Genomic DNA, 22040 nt, shown 5'->3' on the forward strand with positions numbered 1-22040 from the left:
TAAATACCGCTTAAATCCCGATTGAACCGTCCGAAAAACCAGATATTATTTTTTCAAATATTTTTCAAATGCCTTATGGGCATCCAAATGGACATCCTTAAAAAATAGAATCAGCCAAATGATGTATGCCGCGACAGCTGCATATGGAGTTAATGTGTAAGATAAAATAGCGCCAATGAACAGAACAAAAGCCCATATAAAACATGAATTTCTCATATCTCTTGCGATATATGCTTTGTCATACAGTTTCTGTTCTTCTTTTGGTAAAAAATTAAATCCGGAAACAAATTTTGCTGATTTTTCTTTCATTATGGCAAATAAGAAACCAACACTAGCAAAAATAGGTACTAAAATAATGCATGCCCAAAATCCTTCAACATTCATAACCATCTCTCCTTTAAAATCACGATTGATAAATCCCCTTTACGAAACACGTCGCCTCCTATGCCATCTGGTAAGATTCGTTTGGAATATAGAGTTTGAAAAATAATTACATACGAACTATTTTTCTGACAGTATTCGCTGTTCTTATGGTCAGCTTGGCGCTGATGTCTGCACTTGCTGTCTTCGACCACCAATTTGTTTTCTGATAATCTTTCCGGCTAAAAGACCAGAATATCACTTCTTTATAATCCTTTATTTTTTCTAAGTCTTTTTTCGGTTCTCCAATCTCATGATATACATCGGAAAATTTAACTGGCGGCATCATGAAAATTAGATTATCATAGATTTCTTTGTCGTCATTGCCCCACCAGTCAGGTGCATTGTGCAAAATATCCTCAAGTGTTTCTCTTGATATCACTAAAACAGGAATCTCTAAACCAAACTGATTTTTTATCATTCCCTCAATTTCGGTTGTAAACTTTTTTGTATCATCTTCATCGCTGGAAAAAATCACATTACCGCTATTTAAATATGTCTTGACTTCTTCAAACGCAAGGTTTTCAAAGCCTTTTTTTAATTCTGCCATTGGCACTTTATTTTTTCCGCTTATATTGATTCCTCTTAACAATGCAATATATCTTTTCATATCCGTAAATACCTCTGCCACTTCTAATTTATCTCTTGAATCTGCTTCATTTCTTCTCTTTCAATTTTTTGATGATAATTCCTACGCCTCCCCCGGCAATCATTCCAAAAACAAGGCCAAAGCACATTGATGTTCCTAATTCACCTTGAATAATCCCTATGACACAGCCAATGGCCAGGCCTAGTAACATCCCTATAAACATCCATATAGAAGTAAACGGATTATCCTTATTCATAAATGCCCCTTTCATAAATCCTGATTTACAAAGTATGCTGCCTTCTATGCCATTCGTTCCAAAATACCATATATCCACCCCGAAATCAACATAGCAATTATCCCAAGAATGCAGTAAATCCCTGCATATATGAGAAAGGCGGTCTCGCCCATATCAAAAAACATCCAGGCGCCAGATAAGAATAAAATTGCTGAAATAAGCGGTAATCCCCATAGATTCCTAATACATTTTCCTGCAATGATTCCTATGAAAATAAAGTATACCGGATTGATTGCAAAAAACAGTAATAAACAAGCTGCCATTCCGGCATCACCCTTTACAAAAGTGATGATAAGCCAGGGAAAGGTCAGCATAACAACCGTAGAAATTGCCACCCAAAAGATGAATTTATTTTTCATAAAAGCTATGAATACCTCCGACAAAACCGACTTCTCGTTTCATTCAATTTCCCACATAAATTAGAATTTACAATTCTGTTTTTAGTAGTGAGTACATCTTCATGTCGATAACTTTACCGTTCTTAACAGCATTGTTCCTCAATGTACCCTCATATTGAAATCCCGCTTTCTCTAGCACTCTGCAAGATGCGGCATTATAAGCAAACGGCTCTGCATAGATACGGATAATATCACTTTTACTAAAAACATATTCACAAATTTGTTTTACTGCTTCGGTCATAATTCCTCTGCCCCAATATTCTTCTGCGATGTAATATCCCAATTCGGCGGTTTGTCTGTGAATATTTCCTTGACGAAAAATACCAATACTGCCAATCACTTTGCTATCTGCTATAATAGCAAAAGCAAATGTTTCATTTTCATCTGCGGAAAGCATAGCAGAAATATAATCAGCCCCGTCCTGCTCTGTGTAAGGATATGGCAATCCATCTCGAAGATTATCTTGTATTTTTGTGTTGGAAAGAGCAAGTGCTAGATCTCTTGCGTCCGACAATTCCCATTTTCTAATTTTATAAGTCATTTTCTACCTTCTCCATAAATTCCGATTTTCCAGTTTGACAATCTGGAATACTTTCCACTTTGCGCACAATTCAACACCCCTACAAACCGGAATTCACTTATTTTCTCTTACTGCTCGACAAGGATTTCCATATGCTATTACATTATCAGGAATATCTTTTGTGACAACACTTCCTGCTCCGATTACGACATTATTTCCTATCGTAACACCTGGCATAATGATAGCTCCACCGCCAATCCATACATTGTTGCCTATGATCACTGGTGCCGTTTGTGTTTTGCAAAATTCAAATGAACCATCTTCTTTCGGCTCTCCAAAACGGTCAATTGCATTGGTTGGATGAAATGCTGTATATATTTGTACATTTGGTGCAATTAAAGCATTATCTCCGATACGAATCATATTATCGTCTAAAAAAATGCAATTCATATTTACTTCACAGTTATTTCCAAAATAAATATTATTACCATAATCAACATAAAAAGGTGCTGTTATCCATAGGTTTTTACCTTTTCCCCCTAGCAATTCACTTAAAATTCTTTCTTTTTCTCCGACATCAGCAGAGTTCGTTTGATTATAATCTCTTGCTAAATCTTTAGCCTTATGCCATTGGGTTAATAATTCGGCATCCCCACAATCATAAAGTTGTCCTGCCAGCATTTTTTCTCTTTCTGTCATACGTCTACCTCTACCATTCTTATTTCTCTCTGTTTAATGTCTCGATAAATGAGAATTTTATCATATATAAGCATGTTTTACATGTATCGTGTCCACAAGTGAAAAATCTTCAATTTCCATAAAATTGTGTTTTAGAATTTCTCTAACATGCTTTGGTAACAGCTCATATTTCAGTGGATTTTGAGGAGCGGAGTGCTTTGTATAATATTCGTGAAATGTGCAAACTCCTAATTTTGTACCATCATCTGCGTCAAAATAATACAACCCTTTGTCGGAAAAGTCCCTTGCGATTTGTTCCGCCCGCCCTATTTTGGTTTTAGGAAAAATTATTATGCTGCTTGTGATTTTTTCGAATTTATCAAAATGCGCAATTAGTTCATCAGCTCTTTCTTCGTTTTCACAAACGAATTCCGGCAGATTTCCTTCTCCTCCGCTACAAAACACAGCGATATTACCTTGCCTATCAACACCATACCATTCCATATCCATGTGCTTACATTCATCAGCACTTATTCTTGACATAAATATTTCCATCTCCTATAAATTTCGATTTTGCTGCACTTTTCAGCTTCCCGATAAACTGGAATTTGTAAAGTTTCTAGCTTATGTTTCACTCGTACTTCCAATTTCAAGCAAATTCCCCTCTGGGTCAGCTACATAAAAATTGCGGATACCGAAAGGATAAGTGATGGGTTCTCCTGTGGGAAACTGCACACCCAGCTTTGACAGACGCTCATACTCCAAATCTACCTCAGCAAAATTGGATAGCCAAAGGGCGATTTCAAATGTCTGATTGATACCCTTTGGAAGTACATAGTCTTCTCCTATTGCCTTAACAAATTCTTTCCTGCTATACATAAATAAGGATAGTTCTCCACTTGCAGTTTCAAAATCCGCAAAAGGTCCACCACTCCATTGAGTTTGAAAGCCTAGTGTATCTCTATAAAATCGAACCATATTTTCTATGTCACCAACCAGTAGACTCACACCAATACGTACATCTTTTCCATTCATTATCAATACCTCCTCTACAAATTCCAATTTTGCGTTCTACTTAGCACCTCGATAAACATGAATTTATTTAATGGGTTTCCAACCTAATTCTATACATATTTTTTTAATTTCATTCTGCACTACTGAGCCGAACACCCAAACTTCTTGTCTCCACGGATGACCTAAATACCCGTTTTCAAATTTTTCGTCGATAAAAAAATAGTAATCCCCATCCGGATAAAATGATGGGAAAAAGGCATTATATCCGCCTCCTGAATATCTCTCACCATCAACCCATGTATCTTGTTGTTCTTGAATATTATATGGACTGAATACAAACGCACTGTGGTGCCAGTCTAACGCATACCATTTTCTATCATCTGATGTGCAACAAATCAGACATTTTCTGATCAAATCGTCCATTTGGTCAATTTGACCCTCATTCATATTTTCTATTGCATAAATTGAGTATGAAGAGGCTATTTCAAATGGCAATGTGCCTCCTAAAGAATGGCCTCTATATTCACAAGACGGCTTAAAATTCAACTTATCATAGACCTTATTCCAAATAGCGTTATACTCGGCATTATCGCTAATTAGCACTTTCTTTCACCGCCTTCTTTGTACAAATTCCGATTTACTTACCCGCTAAACTGGAATTGTCACTCCGCGTAACTCCCCAGTTATTGGGAATTGTTTCTTTTGACTCTTTAATCAAAAATATCTTTTACAGTATATTTTATCTCGTCATTTTCTTTTGAAAAACTAACTTCACATGTATATATGGTTCCGTCAACTGTCAGTAATTTCAGAGAAACAACTCCATTTCCTATATACGCAAATTCTGGTTCTGATGCAAGTTCAGCAGAGATACCCATCTTTTGAAAATATCCCTCGCTGTCCATAAATGCCACTTCAACAGTTCCCATATCTATATCTTTCAACAAAACAGCACCAACCCGCTCAAATGCATAATCGGAAATAACTTCATAGTCCACTATTTCTAAATGAGCATCTTGATTAAACCGAGCAGAAAATTTATTCTTTATGTTTTCTTCCGTCCATACTTTGTTCTCATTACTTTCAGAAAATGTAACTTTCTCTGCTATGAAGCTGACACTTCCACTTGCTTTTTTCCCAGTTACCGTAACCGTGTATGTCCCGCTTTTTTCGATTTTTATAGTAAACTCTTCCGATCCAGAAATAACATCATTTACATAAAGAGGCTCTTCTTTATCTTTCTGTATTTTAACTGATAAATTTCCTCTACTGATATCAATTTTCGCTTTTATAAAATTTCCAGTTTCTAAAACCAAGTCCTGTGAATCCGTTGTGTTCAGTGTAGAGAACTCCATAATCAACTGATTTTCATTTCCTGTTCGGCTTCCGTTAAAATCGGGAGTACACCCCATCAGTGAGAAAATAATTATCATAACGCTTAAAATGCTAAATAATTTTTTCATAGTCCCCTTCCCATCAACTTCAAATCAAAAGTTTACTTTTTCGATATTCGTTTGTCAATTTGATAAAAAACTTCACCCAGCATCAAACAGGCAATACCAAATACGCCCATTTTTAACGGTTCAAAATCTGGTAACAACATATATCCTAATCCGCCGCCGACAACCATAGCGATAACAAGTAATAGTAATCTTCCAAAATGTTTCATAGCTTTGCCTCCATTTTCCAACTTCCACTTGAACAGCCTGATAAACTGATATACAGCATCTTTTTTATGCTGTATCCTCCCCTACGACTTTCTATTTTGCGCACTATTCAACACCCCTGCAAACTGGAATTGTTTTTATTGTAAATCACCTTTAGAAACTGCCATCGAAGGATAATGAGAAAGTTCTGTCAAATTAACATTTAGTGGCACACTATAAACCATGTAATAATTATTGGGATTGGCTGCTGTCAATTCATTCACTTTTTGTTCTGCTAAATCTTTATCGTTTGTTGCATATACAACTGATACTACACCTACTTTTTCACTCTCTGTATCTTGTATATTTCCACATAGTATTAGTTTTAATGGAGCTTCTCCACTCAGCCCTTGCTTGATATAGTCCTCATATTCCATAGTACATTCTCCTCCACAAATTCCGATTTTGCGTTCTACTTAGTTCCTCGATAAACATGAATTGACCGAGTTGATAGTTACCGCCTTCTAACACTCCATTCATCATCTTGAGCTTTTCTTTCAGCATAGTAACCGCAGGGCATGTCCTTTAGAATACCAACAGAATTATCTAAGTCGAATACTGATTTTAACTAATAAAAAGATAATCATATGTAAATTTTTTCATTTTTAACTTTGGATTTTTTTCTCACCGTGCTGCCTAATTGCTCGACAGACTAGAAGTTAGTCAAAATATTCTTCAAGGGCAGTACGAATCGGTTCTCTGATGTCAATATTATTTATATCGTACATTTTTTCCTCAAAGAAATGGACTTTATTTGACACTCCCCAAAAGTTTTGATTAAGCCATTCTTCCTGATCCACACCATATCTGATAAGCAAATCAAGGACTTCAAATAATCTCTTTTTAGTTATTTCTTGTATATCAGGGTAAGCTTTTTTTCTCTCCAAAATCATTTCTGCTCTATTTACTGCCGTACCTATTGGAAGTGTGTCTGATGATGTTTTTCGATTAGGATTGGCCCCATTCTCAAGTAATTTTTCAATCAAATAGATATACTTTTCGGAATGACCATACTGTTTATAGCATAGTGAAGAAAATACGCCGATGATAGCATCATGCAGGACAGACATACAAACGCTATGAGGCGGAACAAGTGCAGGGTCTTCCATGAAATCGGAGTCAGCTCCATTTTCAAGCAAAAGCTCTATGATCTCAAATTCTCCGCATTTGACCGCTACTTGTAATGGCGATTGCCCAATATCCTTTTTAGGTGCTTTTGCATTATAAACCTCATTTACAACGGAGATATTTTTCAATATTGCTGCCTGCACTGCTTCAATATCACTGTGCCTTATATCTTTAAATAATTTATTCATTCCAATCCTCACAACTTCTGATTTATCACTAGGAAACTGATTTACGCACAGCAACCTCTGCACAGACCAGCGCGGCTATATGCTCTGCTGTTTCCGGGGTCAGCGGGAAGAACATTCCGTCATTGCGGCATTTTTTATGTATATTGCCATTCAGGGTATAAATAAAACCTTTCACGCAGGTATCGCTGCAGGCATTTGGGTCGATAAGGCGTTTGCAATCGCGGGAAGCAGTCATTTTCTTTTGCATGTCAGCAGGCAAAGACGCGATGACATCCTCATATTTGCCAGCATTATCCCCGTAAATCCTTGCCAGGATACCTGACTTGCGGAATACCCAGTTCATGACTGTTTTCTTATTGAACTGGTATATGGCAACGTAGCCGCTTTTTGCCTCCTTGATTACAAGGTCACAGCCCTGCTCTATCAGTCTGTTATTCAGTTCCTCCACAAATGCCCGGTCCTCTGACGCAACTCCCTCTAGAAAATCATTAAATGATGCCTTTTCTTTTGCCATTATTTTTTCCTCTCTCAACTTTAGACTTCGATAATATCTCTTATCACTGTCTCATTTTACTTTTTCCATAACAAAATTTATAAGAAAAATCCCCTGTCTCTCTACCTTCTGCTCTTTTACAACCTGATACCCTCTTTTTTCAAAAAATGGTCTTGCCGTAATGGAGGCATGGGTGCGAATTTTCCCCTGAACGGATTCCTCTAACTGGTTGCAAATAGCAGTGGCAATCCCTTTTCTTTGATAATCCGCATGAACATACAGACGGTCAAGATAACCAGTTTTATCGATATCTCCAAAACCTGTAATGATATCGCCATCAACTGCAACAACACTCACATGATCTTGAAACGATTGGTTCCACTTATCCAAATCTATCTTCCCGGTCGCCCATGCATCTAACTGCTCATCTGTATAATCTCCTGCATTGATAGTGTGAACCGTATGATAAAACAACTCCGCCAGTTCCTTGCAATCTGATGATTGATATTCTCTGATTTCCACCTTTTCCCCTCCAAAATTCAATTTGTGGCAGAGCGGTATCGGGTGGCAGATTGGAAATGCTCCCTTATTTGCCATACCGCTGTTCATAGATATCATTTGGTAATGGAATTATGCAAAAAGGATGACCTGAAATATCTGCCATGACTGTCCACTTGTCTGAAAATTGGCTTTCCATCATGATCGCTCCGCACTGGATTGCATGTTCGATTTTACTTTCATATTCATCCATGCTGACATAAAAATCCAAATGAATCATCTGCTGCTGTTCTTCTTTCTCTGACGGCCATTTGGGTCTTTTATATTCTAAATTTTCTTGAAATAATAAGGGCGTTTCGCTGTAATCCTCTTTTGCTACCGTAATCCACTTTTCGCCATCCAGAATTTGGGTGCTTTTTGCCCATCCTAACATCCTCGCATAAAAATCAGACAATTCTTCAATCTTATCACTGTCTAGTACGACTGCACCTAATCTCATCATGATTCCTCCCTGTCAATAACTTCCGATTTGTCAATCCAAGCAGCTTGATTTCTTTCTTATCGCTGTAATATAACTTCTTCCATCCCAAGCAAAATACATACAAACAGTATAACATAAGCGGGCCCACAGCACAATCGCGGCCCGCTTTATCATCCACAATATTATAACCGTTCCATCACTCAAATCGAAAACTCTCCTGCTCATACTCCGCCTGTCTGGAGAGCAGGACGGGCACCTGGGACAAGTACTGGCGGGTTTTGATGTCATCGGTGAGCCAGTCTGCCAGCTCCTCCCGCTCCAGGATTAACGGCATCCTGTCGTGGGTGGATTTCATGGAAGCGTTGGCCTCGGTGGTGAGAATCACGAAATGGGGGCCGTCCTCGTAGTGGTTGTAAAATCCGGCCATGTAGAGTATGGGCGCGTCGTCTCGCAGGAAAGTAATCTTCTCCCTGGCCCGGTTCCACTCGTAAAACCAGCGGGCGGGGATGACGACGCGGCGGTGGAGAACGCCGTCCTGGAACATCCGTTTCTCCAGAACAGTCTCCGAGCGGGCATTAAAAATCACGCCGCCCTTCGTAAAGCCCGGCAGTCCCCAGCGCTGCCACTCCAAATGCAGGCCGGAGGCATTTCCGGTAATCACGGGGGCTAATCCGGCGGGGTAGACATCCCCCTGCCTCTGGCGAATCTCCTCCGGCAGCCGCGCCGCAAGCCCGCTACCAGTCCGCCCAGCGCTGTCCATCTTTTGCAGCAGCTTTTCAATCTCCCTTGCCATCTCATCATCAATATAATATCGTCCGCACATTCCGCGCCTCCTTACTAAGCCATGATACCCCTGATTCCTGCTCTCTCACCCGCCGGCCGTCTCCCTTACGGGAGCACCATCACCCACCGGCAGGATTCCAGATAAAACACCAGCTTAAACTCATGTAGCAGTCCGCCAATGATGGCTCTGCACTTATATTCCTTGGACGGAATCCCCGAATAATTCTTATCCTCGCTGCTGACAATCTCCGCCACCGCCACGCTCTGAATCATCCCGTCATCCCCCTCGTATTTAAAGGAAAGCGGTCGGGGCGACCCGGTGCTGGTAAACCAGGTCTTGCAGGCAATCTCAATCTGCCTTCCCCGCACTTCTCCGCTGTCCACTTCTCTCACGTTAGTCCCTATTCCAAATGCTGACATCCTGCTCCTCTTTCCTTCGCTGCCAAAAATCTAGTCCACATGCTCCCTGCTGTAATCCACGCTCCGCTTCTCCCTGGAAATGCCTCCGTTCATATGGTCGATGGCCGTCCCCAGGAAAGACGCCCGCATGACGGCATCATTTCCAAAACGCCTCCGTATGGCGTCTATGGTCTTGTCCAGCCGCTCTTTCCTCTCGTAATCCATGGTGTCAAACAGCCCCAGCTGCCGGTTCCTGTCGCCGGAGACTCCCATGGTGTGAATCCCCAGATGGCGGATGGAAATGCCGTCCCAGGACTCATCAAAGGCCCGGCAGGCGCATTCCCATATCTCATCGGTAATGTCGGTGGGGGTGTGCAGGGTAATCTGGTGGCCGTAAGTTTCCAGCATAAAATTCCGGATACTCACCGCCACCACCCGAATCTTCACCCCGTCGGCCCGCAGGCGCGCCGCCACCGTCTCCGCCAGGGACAGCAATACCATCTTCGCCGTCTCCCGGTCCGTGACATCGAAGGGAATCGTCGTGCTGTTGCCATACCCCTTGTTGGGCTCCGGCTCCGCCAGCACTTCCCCGGTATCAATGCCGTTGGCAAAGGCCCAGATAACCTCCCCGTGCTTGTGGAGATGACGCCGTAACAGCTGCGGCTCGGAGTGGGCCAGTTCCCCTATGGTGTGAATCCCCAGGCCGTGAAGCTTCTGGAAGGTGGCCCGGCCCACGTAGAACAGCTCGCTGACCGGCAGCGGCCACAGCTTCTTCGGAATCTCCTCCCGAAAAAGAGTGTGAGTCCGGTCCGGCTTTCGAAACTCTGACGCCATTTTCGCCGTCAGTTTGTTGTTCCCCACGCCGATATTGACCGTAAACCCAAGTTCCTCCCGGATTCTTGTCCGTATCTCATCCGCCACCTTTTCAGGCTCCCCAAACAGCTCCCTGGTCCCGCTCATGTCCATATAGGCCTCGTCGACGGAGTACTGCTCCACTCTCGGCCCATACTCCCTGAGTATATTTAAAAATGCCTCCGAGGAGCGCTGGTACAGATTATAATTCGGCGGCACCAGATAAAGCTCCGGGCACTGCCGCACCGCCTCCGGCACCGACTGCCCCGTGTGAATCCCATAGGCCTTCGCCGGAATGGATTTCGCCAGGATAATCCCATGCCGTTTCGTCACATCGCCGCCCACCGCCGAAGGAATCGTCCTCAAATCCAGCTTCGCCCCCAGGTGCTTCAACCGGTAAACCGCCTCCCAGCTCAAAAATGCGGAGTTCACATCCACATGAAAAACCACCGGCTCCTCCGCCTTCATTCTGTCACCTCATCTCGCCAAAGAACATATGTTCTGATTTGAATTATAACAAGGCGGACGCTGCATGTCAATGGAAATCATTGGAAATGAGGAGCGCTCCACTCTCCGGTCTGATAATCGTGAATCCTGATTTTATAAGGCATTTCCAGGGAAATCCATATCTCAAAATCGGCGGCTTCCAGCGTTCCATCCGTGATAATCCCGTCATCCCGCTTCCAGACGGAGGCGTTGTCTCCCGTCAGATAATCCACCTGATATGTGATTCCTTCCATGCCCTCAACCACATCGATTCCTCCGCTGTAACTGAGAATCCCTCTGTCCCTGTCCAGCGGCGGAATTGCCTGGTAAACCTCCTGCTCCAGCTGCTTCAGAAATTCAAAATGCATATGTTTCCAGCTGTACACCTCCAGCCTGTCGTAATCCGGGCAGGCCAGATAGACATTCTGTCCCTTTACCCCAGGTATCACAACCGAGAAATCCTGTTCCGGTTTCCAGAATGGAAATGTCTCCGCCCCGTAGACGAGAACGTTGATATCGTTCGGATTTTCCTCACTCTGCTTAAAGACCACCCGTCTGACTGACATTGTGGAATCGTCGATCGTCCCCTTCAAGGTGAGACTCTCCGCCCTCTCATCATAGACACATTCCGAAATATTGATGCGATGAGTGGAAAGCGGTTCTCCGATGACAAACAGAACCAGAATCACCGAGCACACGACCGCCAGCAGCAGCCCCGATACAATGCCGACGGCTGTCTTTAAGCGCCGGGTCTGTTTCCGTATCTTTTTAAAGCCATCCAGTGCCAGCTGTTCCTCCTGTCCCGGCGCCGGGCCGAAGCCATCTTTCATCTCCTGGTAAACCGCCTGGCAGGCTTTGCAATGCTCCAGATGATTTCTTACCGCCCTGGTTCCCGCATCGCTCAACACGCCGTCAACATAGCCCGGCAGCAAATCTCTGATGATATCACAAGAATCGTTATTCATGTTGTTTCAACTCCTTTCCGATTTTCAGCTTGGCCCGGTAAAAAACCGTTCTGGCCCAGTTCTCACTTCTGCCCAGAATCCCGCCAATCTCCCGGAAGGACAGCTCCCCCGTAATCCGGTACAGAACCACCTCCCGCTCCAGCTCCGGCAGTTGATGTATCGCCTGATAGAGTTCCAGTTTGCTCTCCTGCCGCAAGGTGCTGGTTTCGCCCTCCGGCGCGGCCGCATCCGAAAGCATTTCCCCCAGTTCCACCGTATCGATCCGTTTTTTCTTCCGAATTTCCTGCCAGAGTATGTGCTTGGCTATCTGGCAGAGCCACACCGACATTTTACAGGAACCGTCATATCTGGATATGGAGGTAATCGCCCGGAAAAATGTCTCCTGCATCAGCTCCTGGGACCAGTCCGCATCATGGGTATACGAATATAAAAAACGGTAGACCAAATTTGCATATTCCCGGTAAATGCTGTCCATATCCGCATCTTTCTTCTCGAATTCCGCCACTGCCTCACCTCCTTCACCCTTTATATCACATATTTCAGCGTTTCGTTACAGGGGAATGAATAAAAATTTCAGATAAAGAAAAAGGGATTGCCGCATATTGCAGCAATCCACCTTTCGTTTGCGCTCCCAGAGAACGGTTACATCCCCTGCCCCACTCCCGCCATATTCAGATAACAATCCAATTGATGCTCTGTCAGATTGGCAACCATTTCTGCAAACGGGATTAAATTTCCCTGCACGGCATAATCTTCCAATGCGTTGAAATATTCCAGTCTGTTTTCCTTGGCAATTGAAATAGGAGGAAATCCATTTGCCATCAACTGATAATTCATAAGTAATCGGGATGTTCTACCGTTTCCATCCGGGAATGGGTGTATGCGCACAAACTCCGCATGTGTCCAGGCCGCCAGTTCCATCTGGTTCAACTCACTGCCCTTCCATGCAAGGTCCGCATAAAAATCCTTGACCTGCCGGTACATATCACCTGGGGATGGCGGAGTGTGCTGGGCGCCTGATATATATACATGAACATCTTTAATGATTTTTTCATTTAACGGCAATTCTTTGGCAATGCATTCCTTCACATAGCGGTATGCTTTCTGATGATTGACTGCCTCATAAAATTCCCTCAGCTGCTTGCCTCCAATGGAAATTCCCTCTTCCAACAAAACCTTGGTTTCCATAAGGGTCAGTGTATTGCCTTCAATGGCTGTGGAGTTGTGGGTATACTCTATCTCAAACGCGTTCTCATAGCTTTGCAGGGTAAGTTCCGGAATGGAATCCCTTACCGTTTGATACTGATTCCGTTTCTGGACAATTTTCTCGTAATCCATGAGCTCACTCCTTCCTTATACCTGTATGATTTACAGTATATCACAGATTAATCGGTTCGTAATCATCTTTATCACTCCTGCCGCCTACCACTTTTCCCGGCCAACCGGTTCGCCCCAGTCAAAGTCCTCGTAAGGACCAAGTTTTCTCTTCCTCTTTTTTAATTATATCACAATTTTCATGTTTTCCACTTTTGACCACTATCGCGGTCAATATTTTCGTCTAGAATATCATACACTATTTTCAGTTGCAACCAATACTGGTCAAAAATAGTGGAGAGCTAAACATATGGAGCAAAAAATCAGGCGTGATAGAAATATGGGTGCTAATTTAAGAAGACTGAGATTAGAGCATGGGCTCTCCCAGGAAAAACTGTGTGCGGAACTGCAGCGACGGTCATGTGATATTGGCAGAAGCACTTATGCCAAATATGAAGCCGGTGAACTGAATATCCGTGCCAGTGTGTTAATTGAATTAAGAAAAATTTATCAATGTGCTTATGATGATTTCTTTGAGGGCTTAGATGACAACAATGGTGAATGAACTACTTATACTCCAGATGACGAATCTAACAATACTATTCCAAAATAAAACTGCAAAAACTCAAGGCGGAAAATCCATTGACATATTTTCCGTTTGTGAATATAATAATAGTGATAACAGGCAACGGCGTGTGTCTGTTCAAGCGTTGAAGTAAGGGAGTGTGCCGATAGGCATTGCCTTATGGAGCTTTCAGGAGGGGTTGTGTAGCGATACCTCAAATCGGCTCAGGCTGCAAAGCTGAAAGAAAATACTCCGAAATGCCCTGCCGCAAGGTGGGGCATTTTCGTTATGCGAAAGAGGTTACTCAATGGATTTACTGCAAAAATGTGCGGTTGCATTTGAACATCTGCTCCCATATAAATATCATTTTACGATTGGGCGTAAAGGGAAAATGCTGACATTTACACTGGACTTTGATAAAGCCGACTTCCACCATCTGGCTGGATTGCATAAGCTGAGGGATAACGTCCACTTTCTGACCGGGAAACGAACAGATATTTACAATGGGGTTCTTGACGGAAAACTTACATATGCCCAGGCCAAACAAAGCGTTTATTTTTCAGAAATGGAATCCCGCCTTGAACCGCTTGCCTCGTTGGAATCTTTTTTGGACAGCAACGAAATCGTCTTCCGGTTTAATGAAAAGATACAGAAATTCTCTTTAATCAAGGCAGATTACCTACTGGAAAATCGATATAAGGACAGCGATGTTTATCTATTCCTGGCGCAAAGAGCCGGCACAGAAACTCAGGTCTGCCGTAGTTTTTTCCCTAAACAGAAATTGGACTATACTGCTGGTCAGCCAAGATATACATTGCTGAAAAAAGAAAAGGTGGATACCAGAACAGGTATCATTACCATCCAATATGACCGCCTTACTCCACCAAACTAGTCTCCCCCTCCCCGCGAAGCCGGAGTTCTTGTTCTTCATAAACGATTTATGCCCAAACAGCTGATAAACCAATCAACTGTCTGGGCATTTTTCTAAAAGTTCTTTTATAAATTCTCCCCATTCCCCCGAATCACATCCCGGTACCAGTAGAATGAATCCTTCGGCAGACGCTTCTGGGTCTCGAAGTCTACGTAAATCAGGCCGAAGCGGTCGTTGTATCCTCTGGCCCACTCGAAATTGTCCATCAGGGACCATTGGAAATAGCCGGCTACATCCACTCCGTCCTCTGCGGCGCGGCGCAGGCCGCGCAGGTGGCGGTGGAGGTAGTCGATGCGGGCCGGGTCGTGGACTTTGCCGTCCAGGGAGGGCCAGTCGTGGCTGGACATTCCGTTTTCGGTGACGAAGATGGGGGTCTGGTAACGCTCATAGAGGAACTTGACTCCCCAGTATAGACAGTCGAAATCCACAGGCCAGCCGATGGCAGTCTTTGGGGAACCAGGGCTGCGCTTCTCCTTGCGCCATCCGCCCGCTCCATCCCCCACTTTGTTACCCGTCCCGTTACCCGCCGCGGATACCGGAATACCCCGGTAAATATTCTGCCCGTAAAAATCAGGCTTCTGGAAAATCGTCTTCATATCATCCTGGCGGATGAGCGGTAAATCCGGCTCCAGAATCCGCAGGCCGTCCTCCGGGTAATGGCCCAGCATCACCGGGTCACTCCACCAGCTGACGTTCCAGCTCCAGTCCCCATTTTCCGGCATGGCAAAGTAGGCATTTCTGGCCGCCGCCACATGCTCCGGGCTGTCGGATACCGGCACCGGCACATCCGACGTTGGGGCGTATCCCACCTGAACTTCCGGCACACAGGCGCGGAGCGCCTGGGATGCCATCCCGTGGGCCAGCAGCACATGGTGGGCCATCAAAAGCGTCTCCGCCCGGCTCATCCGGTGCCCCGGTGCATGAACCCCATCCACAAAAGCCAGCCCGATGAATACCTGCGGCTCGTTGAAGGTGATAAAATGCTTCACTCTGTCCCCCAGCGCCTCTCCCACCGTCCTGGCGTACTCCGCAAACCATTTCGGGCTGTCCGGATTCAGCCAGCCTCCCTTCTTGTACAACTCATACGGCTGGTCCCAGTGGTACAGCGTCACATAGGGCGTAATCCCATGGCTCAGCAGACAGTCCACCAGCCTTGAATAGAACAAAATCCCTTTCTCATTCACCGGCCCAGTGCCCTCCGGCATCACTCTCGGCCAGGAGATGGAAAACCGGTACGCCGAAATCCCTAACTCCGCCATCAGCTTCACATCCTCCTCAAACCGATGGTAATGGTCGCAGGCCACGTCCCCATGTTCCCCCTCAAACACCTTGCCCGGCAGATGGGCATACACATCCCAGATGGATTTCCCCTTCCCATCCTCAAAAGCCGCGCCCTCAATCTGGCAGGCACTGGTAGCCGCCCCCCAGACAAAATCATTTCGAAACGACATCGTTTCCCTCCTTTAACCGTTCACCACATTCACCGGTTTCCCCACCTGGAAGCTGCGCAGATTCTCCACTGCAATATCCATCAGACGCTGCCGGCTCTCCTTCGGCGCCCAGGCAATGTGCGGGGTGATCAGGCAGTTTTTCGCCCCAAGCAGTGGATTGTCCGGCCGGATTGGCTCCGTCGACACCACATCAAGCCCGGCGGCATACACCTTCCCGCAGTTCAGCGCATCCGCCAAATCCTGCTCCACAATCAGCGGCCCTCTGGAATCATTTAACAGAATCACCCCGTCCTTCATCTTCCCGATGGTCTCCCGGTCGATGATTCCCTCCGTGGACGGGAACAGCGGACAGTGCAGGGAAATGACGTCCGACTGGGCCAGAAGCATTTCCAGGCTCACAAGCTCTTCCTCCTGTCCTGCCTTCTCCTCCCCTTCATACGCCAGCACCTTCATGCCAAGCGCCCGGGCAATCCGTCCCGTCGTTCTGCCGATGCGCCCGTAACCGATGATTCCCATGGTCTTGCCGGCCAGCTCGATCAGCGGGTAATCCCAGAAACACCAGTCCTCGCTGGCGCTCCATGCCCCCTGTTTCACCGCCTCGGCGTGATGCCCGATGTGATGGCAGATTTCCAGCAAAAGGGCAATGGTATACTGCCCCACCGCGTCCGTCCCGTAGGAGGGAATATTGCACACCACGATTCCTCTGGCGGAGGCCGCCGCGGTGTCAATCACATTGTAGCCCGTGGCCAGGACCCCGATATAGCGGATATTCCCACACTGCCGCAGAACCTCCTCCGTGACCGCCACCTTGTTCACAAGAATGGCCTCCGCATCCCCGATGCGCTCCACCACCAGCTCCGGCGGCGTTCTGTCGTACACCGTCACCTCGCCGAGACGCTCCAAATCTCCCCAGCTCAAATCTCCCGGATTCTCCGTATAACCGTCTAACACCACAATCTTCATAATTATGTTTCCTTTCCTCAATCCTCCAGCATATTCCAGGCCCGGCGGATGCAGCGCTTGGTATTCGCCACCACCAGATCCGGCTTCTCATCCTTCCACGGCTTCACCTCAAAGGACAGCACATAGGGATGGGCCGGATCGAAAAATCCCTCTTCCCGCAGCACCTGGAAAAAGTCCTTCAACTCCTCCACGCCGTTGGCGCTCTCCGGGAACCCAAACCGCGGATGCTGGTCCCCATACCCTTCCGCCCCCTGCTTCACCACAGCATTTCCAATATGGAAATGTGTCAGATAGGGACGCAGACACCGGATGACAAACCGGCTGTCCTCATAAGTGGTGGGAAAATGGCTCAAATCCACCAGCAGCCCAAAGTTCGAATGACTCAGCCGCATATCCGCCGCAAACCGCGCCGCCAGCGGCGCCGGTCCTATCAGAGCCATCTTGTCCATATCATAGTCAAATACTTCCAACTCCACATTCATATTCTTTTCCGCCGCATAGGAACACACGGCCCGGGTGGTTTTCAGAAGCTGCTGATAGGCCTCCTCCTTCGTCTCCTTATCCCATTTCCCGGCCAGAAACGCGATTCCTCCCGCTCCCAGATACTCCGCCTCATCCACGGCCTCCAGAAGGGTCTGCTCCGCCTTCTTCCGCTCGTCCTCATCCACGGCGTTGGGATTCAGTCCCGGCCCAAGCAGACGGGGCTGGGCGCCGTAGCAGACCTTAAGGCCGGATTGCGCCAGCACTTGTTTCGCCTTCGCCCGCTCCTCGTCGTCATGAATCTGACACACCTCAACCGCATCAAAAAAATCATCGGCTCCCAGCTTTTCAAGCGTCTCCAGCGCCGGAACGCCGGGATAGCTCATCCACTGGATGGTACCGATTTGAAAATATCTATGAATGGAATCTCTCATACTTCTCTCTCCTTCTCTACTCTTCCTCCGCCGGTATCGCAATGGCGGAAACCGCATCCGGGAGGACGAGAATGGACGGGGTTTCCACTCCGCTCATCTCCACCGCCAGTTCCATGGCGGCCGGCAGACTGGGCGCCCATCTCATTCCAAATTCCTCCACCAGCTCTTTCGGCTGGCTGCTGACGAAAATCACCCGGTTTTTGACCAGCACCCGGGCAAATATCTGGGACTGCCACTGGTCCGGCTGGGTCCCATGCTCATCCCGGGCCAGAATTTCCTGTAAAATGCTTCCGGCGTCCTTTCCCTTCGCAAAGGTGTCATGAAACTGCTCTCCGCCGTGGCCGTCCGCGCACTCGGCCGCCATCACAATGATGCCGCCTGTTTTGCACAGCCGGGACGCCGTCGTCATTCCCTTGACGCTCTGGTAAATGTTCTGGTCCAGCGGATATCCGCCGTTGGAAGCCACCACAATATCGACCTCCCCGGCCCGGCAGCCGCACAGGTTTTTCAGAAAACCGCAGCCCTCCTCGTGGGCCTCACTCGGATGACCGGCGACGGCGGCAATAATCTCTTTCTTCTCGTTAATGACGACATTCAGGATAAAGCTCAATCCCGCCTTCCCGGCGGCGCTCACCATATCCAGATGGATTTGATTGGTCTCAAGAACACCGACTGTCGACTCCGGCGAGTCGATGTTGCGGGCGCAGTGGTTGTGCATAATCGTCGCTCTCCCACAGACACCGGGGAGCACGCTCTTCCTTCCACCGGAAAATCCGGCGAAGAAATGGGGCTCGATAAAGCCCTCCCCCACCAGCACGTCCGCCTGGGCCGCCGTCCGGTTCAGCCAGAGCCGGTTCCCTGACGGGAGCTCGCCGGCGTCCACCAGGTTTTCGTCGTCACAGTTATGTATCTCTATCTTCTCTTTTGCTACGATTGTTTCGCCATAGCGCTCCAGCAGTTCTTCCCTGGTGGGCGCCCGGTGGCATCCGGTAGCAACCAGGATGGTGATATCCGCCTCCGGGTTCCCCATGCGGATTTCCTGTAACAGCAACGGCATTAAAATCCGGCTTGGCACCGGGCGGGTATGGTCGCTGGAAAGAATCACCACCCGCTTGGCGTCCCGCACCCGCTCACAGAGCCGCTCCATCCCAATCGGATGCTCCAGCGCCTGCCGCGCCAGATACGCGCCGTCATACTCCGGTTTGAAAGAACTTAAGTGGGTCGTTAACACCTGCGTCCGGGCCGAAGACGGGGCCTCAGCCTCTATCTGTCCACGCCCATAAGGTAATTGAATCTTCATCGCGCCATTTCCTCCTTTAGTCTGCTATCGTACGGTTGTTTTTGCTATCATCTATTATAGCACGATATTGTAATACGTTTTAGAACTGTTTTGAAATTTTACATGATTACCTATTCTTTCACAGTTTCTCATACTTCCGTATCTTTCCACGTCACTTCAACCGCACTCCAGACTTCCACCTTCTCAACCGTAACAGTCACCACATCCCCATCCTGCCGAAGAACCGCCCCGCCAGGACCCAAAAGGACATTCACTTTCACCTTTTCCTTCCCGCCAGCCGCTTCCTTTGGAAGACGAAGCGTAAACTCCACCTGCTCCAATGGAACCGTCCTCATCAAAGGCCGCTGTCCTACCGAATTAATCAGGTGCAGCACCGTCCCCCGCTCTGTGCGGTACAATACCGCCTCCAGTCCGGGATACGGCTCCATGCAAAACTCCCGCCGCCCCATCAAGGCCCAGTCTATCATATTCTCCAACAGGTACAGGTCGTCCGGCAATCCATATTCTCCTATCAGCTGCCCAAAAGCAAACGGCAGATACAGCACCGCTCCGTCCCCCATCTTACGGGTCACACACAGCGGAAGTTCCGTATGCTCCGCCGGCAGACTGGCCCGCTCCGGCGGCGCCCCCACTCCGTCCAGTGGCGCAAACGGCGGCACCAGCGTGGCCTCCACCGCCGTATCCTCCGACGGCGATGCCGCGCAGTACAGCGTCTCCCCGCGATGAGGCAGAAATACCGTCTCCTCCAGATTCCTCCGAAACGTCTCCCGCTCAAATCTCCAGTAAGCCGCCGCTAATTCTCCTCCGCCCTGAACTTCCTCTCCAATTCCCAGAAATTCATGGGCCTCTCTCGCCTGGTCAGCCCGGCATTCTTCTATCACCAGACGGACGCCTCGTTTCACACACCGCTCCAGCTCCGCCCTCTTTTTCTCCAGCAGTCTTCCACCGGCCGGCACAATCACCGCCTCATATCTCCCGGCCCGCTCTGCGTCAAAGCGAAGCTCATCCTCCACATCAAATTGAATCTGGGTATTCAGCAGCCCTTCCAGCCATCCTTCCGCGCTCTTCGTGCCATTCCAGACCAGCAGCACCTGTGCCGCGCTCTTTGCGCCCTCCATGGCTTCTTCCACCTGTCTGGCATCCTGGTTGACCGCCCGAATCGTGTGAAACAGGCGCTTATCCCCAATCGTCTCCTTAAATCCCGTCACGCTGTGCCAGAGGTTCGCCCCGTTGGCGGCCACCCGGCTCATCCAGCTTCGGTACTCCGCCTCCGGCAGCCCCGCGTGACGCCAGTCCATCCCCGGACAGGAATGGATAATGCCAAAGGGAGCCGGCATCTGCTCCGGCACGGAACCGTACTTCGCGTTCAGCGTCGGCAGCCAGAACGGCGTAAAATCCCGTTTCCCCTGGGAAAGCACATCCTGCGCCTCCGCGCACAAAATATCCGCGGTCGCCGCCCGCGCGTCCAAATCCTCCCCGTAGGTCTTGAAATACAAAATCACCGGCACTCCCGGCGCGGCCTTCTGGACCGTCTCCCTCATCAACTGGATATTGTCCCGGTAACACAGGGACTCCCACTCGGGACGGACGCCTGCTATTCCTCTCCGGTGCGCAAAGGTGGGGGAAGCGCCCGCAGACGCCTCCCTCTCCCACTCCATCGGAAGTTCTTCCCCGAAAGTCCGGCGGTATTTCTCCCGGCAGTTCTCACAGAAGCAGGGCTCATAGTTCGGCGCATTTAAAAAGACTCCGTCAAATGCATACCGCCCAAGCGCCTCCCGCAGCACCGGTGCCGCCACGCCATGATTCCGGTATCCCCCATTGATACAGGTGCTGTATAAAATGCTCCACGGCCCAGGGCGCTCCACACCGTACGCATGAGGCGTCCCGTCCGGGTTGCGCACAAACCACTGGGGTTTCTGTAAAAATACACTGTCATCCGCCTTGCTGAAATCAAACCGGGCGATGACCCGCACCGCTCTCTGGTGGCATTCCTCCACGATTTCCCCCAGCAAATCCCTGCCCTCCGGCAGCCATTCATTGATGTGGTGGTACGGGACCTGGCTGTCATACCAGGCATAAATTCCGCCCACGTTCACCGCCAGCACATTGCCTCCCAGCTCCACCACATCCTCGGCCAGCCTTCCCGCCGACATGCCCGGCGTGTCCTTCACCTGTAAATTCGTCTGAATCACCCTGGCCGGCTTCTCCCACCACTGTCTCTCCATAGATTCGCTCCTGACTGATTCCGTCTTCCATACTCGACGGATATCCTTAACTCCACTCCTAATCGGTTTCGTCTCTCACATGCGGCAGACTTCCTTAGATTCACCTCTAATCGGTTCCGTCCCTCATACTCAACGGATATCCTTCTCCCTCACATTCATCGGTGTAATCTCCAGCGGCGCGATACACGCCGGTCTCGCCTGCACACTCAGCCCTCCGTCAATCGGAATAATCTGCCCCGTGATATACGAGGATTCCTCACTTGCCAGGAACAATGCCAGCTCCGCCACGTCCTCCGGCGTCCCCTGTCTCGTGATCGGCGTCGCAAAATCCTTCGGGTCCCTGGCCGCCGCCTTCTCCGGGTCCATCGGCGCCACGCAGAAGCCCAGAATGGAAGCCGGTGCAATGGCATTCACCGTAATATCAAAGGGAGCCAGTTCCAGCGCCAGCGCCCTGGTAAGGCTGTCAATCGCCCCTTTGCTGCTG

General features: G+C 47.8%; 30 protein-coding genes. 2 read left to right on the forward strand and 28 right to left on the reverse strand.

What is annotated here, in order from left to right; genetic code table 11:
* Nucleotides 1-45 precede the first annotated feature (45 nt).
* From HMPREF9473_RS14340 to HMPREF9473_RS14445, 22 genes are all read right to left on the reverse strand, one after another.
* On the reverse strand, nt 46-384 hold the full coding sequence (locus tag HMPREF9473_RS14340; protein ID WP_006780856.1) for a DUF3784 domain-containing protein: 339 nt from the start codon (nt 382-384) through the stop codon (nt 46-48).
* 106 nt (nt 385-490) lie between these two features.
* Nucleotides 491-1030, reverse strand: coding sequence for a DUF1697 domain-containing protein (locus HMPREF9473_RS14345; RefSeq protein WP_006780857.1), 540 nt, complete (start codon nt 1028-1030; stop codon nt 491-493).
* Nucleotides 1031-1076: 46 nt separating this feature from the next.
* The gene (locus HMPREF9473_RS14350; protein WP_242830802.1) at nt 1077-1280 is read right to left on the reverse strand and encodes a hypothetical protein; all 204 of its coding nucleotides are present in this window, start codon (nt 1278-1280) and stop codon (nt 1077-1079) included.
* A gap of 29 nt (nt 1281-1309) precedes the next feature.
* Entirely contained in the window at nt 1310-1663 is a 354-nt protein-coding gene (locus HMPREF9473_RS14355; protein ID WP_034858477.1) for a hypothetical protein, read from the reverse strand.
* Nucleotides 1664-1730: 67 nt separating this feature from the next.
* Nucleotides 1731-2243, reverse strand: coding sequence for a GNAT family N-acetyltransferase (locus HMPREF9473_RS14360; RefSeq protein WP_006780860.1), 513 nt, complete (start codon nt 2241-2243; stop codon nt 1731-1733).
* Nucleotides 2244-2336: 93 nt separating this feature from the next.
* Complete coding sequence (locus tag HMPREF9473_RS14365; RefSeq protein WP_006780861.1) at nt 2337-2921, reverse strand: sugar O-acetyltransferase; 585 nt, start codon at nt 2919-2921, stop codon at nt 2337-2339.
* Between the two features lie 60 nt (nt 2922-2981).
* Nucleotides 2982-3455, reverse strand: coding sequence for a hypothetical protein (locus tag HMPREF9473_RS14370; RefSeq protein ID WP_242830803.1), 474 nt, complete (start codon nt 3453-3455; stop codon nt 2982-2984).
* Between the two features lie 69 nt (nt 3456-3524).
* Complete coding sequence (locus HMPREF9473_RS14375) at nt 3525-3935, reverse strand: VOC family protein (protein ID WP_006780863.1); 411 nt, start codon at nt 3933-3935, stop codon at nt 3525-3527.
* 63 nt (nt 3936-3998) lie between these two features.
* Nucleotides 3999-4517 carry a DUF2716 domain-containing protein gene (locus HMPREF9473_RS14380; RefSeq protein ID WP_006780864.1) on the reverse strand — a complete coding sequence of 173 codons (519 nt, stop codon included), beginning with the start codon at nt 4515-4517 and terminating at the stop codon, nt 3999-4001.
* 107 nt (nt 4518-4624) lie between these two features.
* Nucleotides 4625-5377, reverse strand: coding sequence for a hypothetical protein (locus HMPREF9473_RS28195; protein WP_006780865.1), 753 nt, complete (start codon nt 5375-5377; stop codon nt 4625-4627).
* A 32-nt stretch (nt 5378-5409) separates the two neighbouring features.
* On the reverse strand, nt 5410-5583 hold the full coding sequence (locus tag HMPREF9473_RS27390; RefSeq protein ID WP_006780866.1) for a hypothetical protein: 174 nt from the start codon (nt 5581-5583) through the stop codon (nt 5410-5412).
* A gap of 135 nt (nt 5584-5718) precedes the next feature.
* On the reverse strand, nt 5719-5997 hold the full coding sequence (locus HMPREF9473_RS14395) for a hypothetical protein (protein ID WP_006780867.1): 279 nt from the start codon (nt 5995-5997) through the stop codon (nt 5719-5721).
* Between the two features lie 282 nt (nt 5998-6279).
* Nucleotides 6280-6936, reverse strand: a complete 657-nt coding sequence (locus HMPREF9473_RS26290; protein ID WP_006780868.1) for an ankyrin repeat domain-containing protein — start codon at nt 6934-6936, stop codon at nt 6280-6282.
* Between the two features lie 28 nt (nt 6937-6964).
* Complete coding sequence (locus HMPREF9473_RS14405) at nt 6965-7450, reverse strand: hypothetical protein (RefSeq protein WP_006780869.1); 486 nt, start codon at nt 7448-7450, stop codon at nt 6965-6967.
* 51 nt (nt 7451-7501) lie between these two features.
* Nucleotides 7502-7951, reverse strand: a complete 450-nt coding sequence (locus tag HMPREF9473_RS14410) for a GNAT family N-acetyltransferase (RefSeq protein WP_006780870.1) — start codon at nt 7949-7951, stop codon at nt 7502-7504.
* A gap of 64 nt (nt 7952-8015) precedes the next feature.
* Complete coding sequence (locus HMPREF9473_RS14415) at nt 8016-8429, reverse strand: VOC family protein (RefSeq protein WP_242830804.1); 414 nt, start codon at nt 8427-8429, stop codon at nt 8016-8018.
* Between the two features lie 175 nt (nt 8430-8604).
* Nucleotides 8605-9231 carry an SOS response-associated peptidase gene (locus HMPREF9473_RS14420; protein WP_006780872.1) on the reverse strand — a complete coding sequence of 209 codons (627 nt, stop codon included), beginning with the start codon at nt 9229-9231 and terminating at the stop codon, nt 8605-8607.
* Between the two features lie 65 nt (nt 9232-9296).
* Nucleotides 9297-9611, reverse strand: coding sequence for a hypothetical protein (locus HMPREF9473_RS14425; protein ID WP_006780873.1), 315 nt, complete (start codon nt 9609-9611; stop codon nt 9297-9299).
* 30 nt (nt 9612-9641) lie between these two features.
* Complete coding sequence (locus HMPREF9473_RS14430; protein WP_006780874.1) at nt 9642-10910, reverse strand: DNA polymerase Y family protein; 1269 nt, start codon at nt 10908-10910, stop codon at nt 9642-9644.
* Nucleotides 10911-10987: 77 nt separating this feature from the next.
* Nucleotides 10988-11893 (reverse strand): zf-HC2 domain-containing protein, encoded by a 906-nt coding sequence (locus HMPREF9473_RS14435; protein WP_006780875.1) that lies wholly within the window; start codon nt 11891-11893, stop codon nt 10988-10990.
* Nucleotides 11886-12398, reverse strand: coding sequence for an RNA polymerase sigma factor (locus HMPREF9473_RS14440; RefSeq protein ID WP_006780876.1), 513 nt, complete (start codon nt 12396-12398; stop codon nt 11886-11888). Before HMPREF9473_RS14440 ends, HMPREF9473_RS14435 begins: the two co-directional genes overlap by 8 nt.
* A gap of 137 nt (nt 12399-12535) precedes the next feature.
* Nucleotides 12536-13231, reverse strand: a complete 696-nt coding sequence (locus HMPREF9473_RS14445; protein WP_006780877.1) for a Fic family protein — start codon at nt 13229-13231, stop codon at nt 12536-12538.
* 286 nt (nt 13232-13517) lie between these two features.
* On the opposite strand from HMPREF9473_RS14445, the gene HMPREF9473_RS14450 reads away from it, so the two are divergent.
* Nucleotides 13518-13772, forward strand: a complete 255-nt coding sequence (locus HMPREF9473_RS14450) for a helix-turn-helix domain-containing protein (RefSeq protein ID WP_006780878.1) — start codon at nt 13518-13520, stop codon at nt 13770-13772.
* Nucleotides 13773-14079: 307 nt separating this feature from the next.
* The gene (locus HMPREF9473_RS14455; protein WP_006780879.1) at nt 14080-14664 is read left to right on the forward strand and encodes a PBECR4 domain-containing protein; all 585 of its coding nucleotides are present in this window, start codon (nt 14080-14082) and stop codon (nt 14662-14664) included.
* 104 nt (nt 14665-14768) lie between these two features.
* Here HMPREF9473_RS14455 and HMPREF9473_RS14460 read toward each other — a convergent pair whose 3' ends face one another.
* The 6 genes from HMPREF9473_RS14460 to HMPREF9473_RS14485 form a co-directional block, all read right to left on the reverse strand.
* Nucleotides 14769-16154: a GH1 family beta-glucosidase gene (locus tag HMPREF9473_RS14460; protein WP_006780880.1), complete on the reverse strand. Its 1386-nt coding sequence runs from the start codon at nt 16152-16154 to the stop codon at nt 14769-14771.
* Between the two features lie 12 nt (nt 16155-16166).
* The gene (locus tag HMPREF9473_RS14465; protein WP_006780881.1) at nt 16167-17117 is read right to left on the reverse strand and encodes a D-2-hydroxyacid dehydrogenase; all 951 of its coding nucleotides are present in this window, start codon (nt 17115-17117) and stop codon (nt 16167-16169) included.
* A gap of 17 nt (nt 17118-17134) precedes the next feature.
* Complete coding sequence (locus HMPREF9473_RS14470; RefSeq protein WP_006780882.1) at nt 17135-18031, reverse strand: sugar phosphate isomerase/epimerase family protein; 897 nt, start codon at nt 18029-18031, stop codon at nt 17135-17137.
* Nucleotides 18032-18047: 16 nt separating this feature from the next.
* Nucleotides 18048-19331: a nickel-dependent lactate racemase gene (larA, locus tag HMPREF9473_RS14475; RefSeq protein ID WP_006780883.1), complete on the reverse strand. Its 1284-nt coding sequence runs from the start codon at nt 19329-19331 to the stop codon at nt 18048-18050.
* A gap of 128 nt (nt 19332-19459) precedes the next feature.
* Nucleotides 19460-21556, reverse strand: a complete 2097-nt coding sequence (locus HMPREF9473_RS14480) for a hypothetical protein (RefSeq protein WP_006780884.1) — start codon at nt 21554-21556, stop codon at nt 19460-19462.
* A gap of 129 nt (nt 21557-21685) precedes the next feature.
* Nucleotides 21686-22040, reverse strand: a 355-nt coding sequence (locus tag HMPREF9473_RS14485; protein WP_006780885.1) for an SDR family oxidoreductase, incomplete at its 5' end; no start/stop codon positions are given.

The organism is Hungatella hathewayi WAL-18680 (genome assembly GCF_000235505.1).
Taxonomy (GTDB): Bacteria; Bacillota; Clostridia; order Lachnospirales; family Lachnospiraceae; genus Hungatella_A; species Hungatella_A hathewayi_A.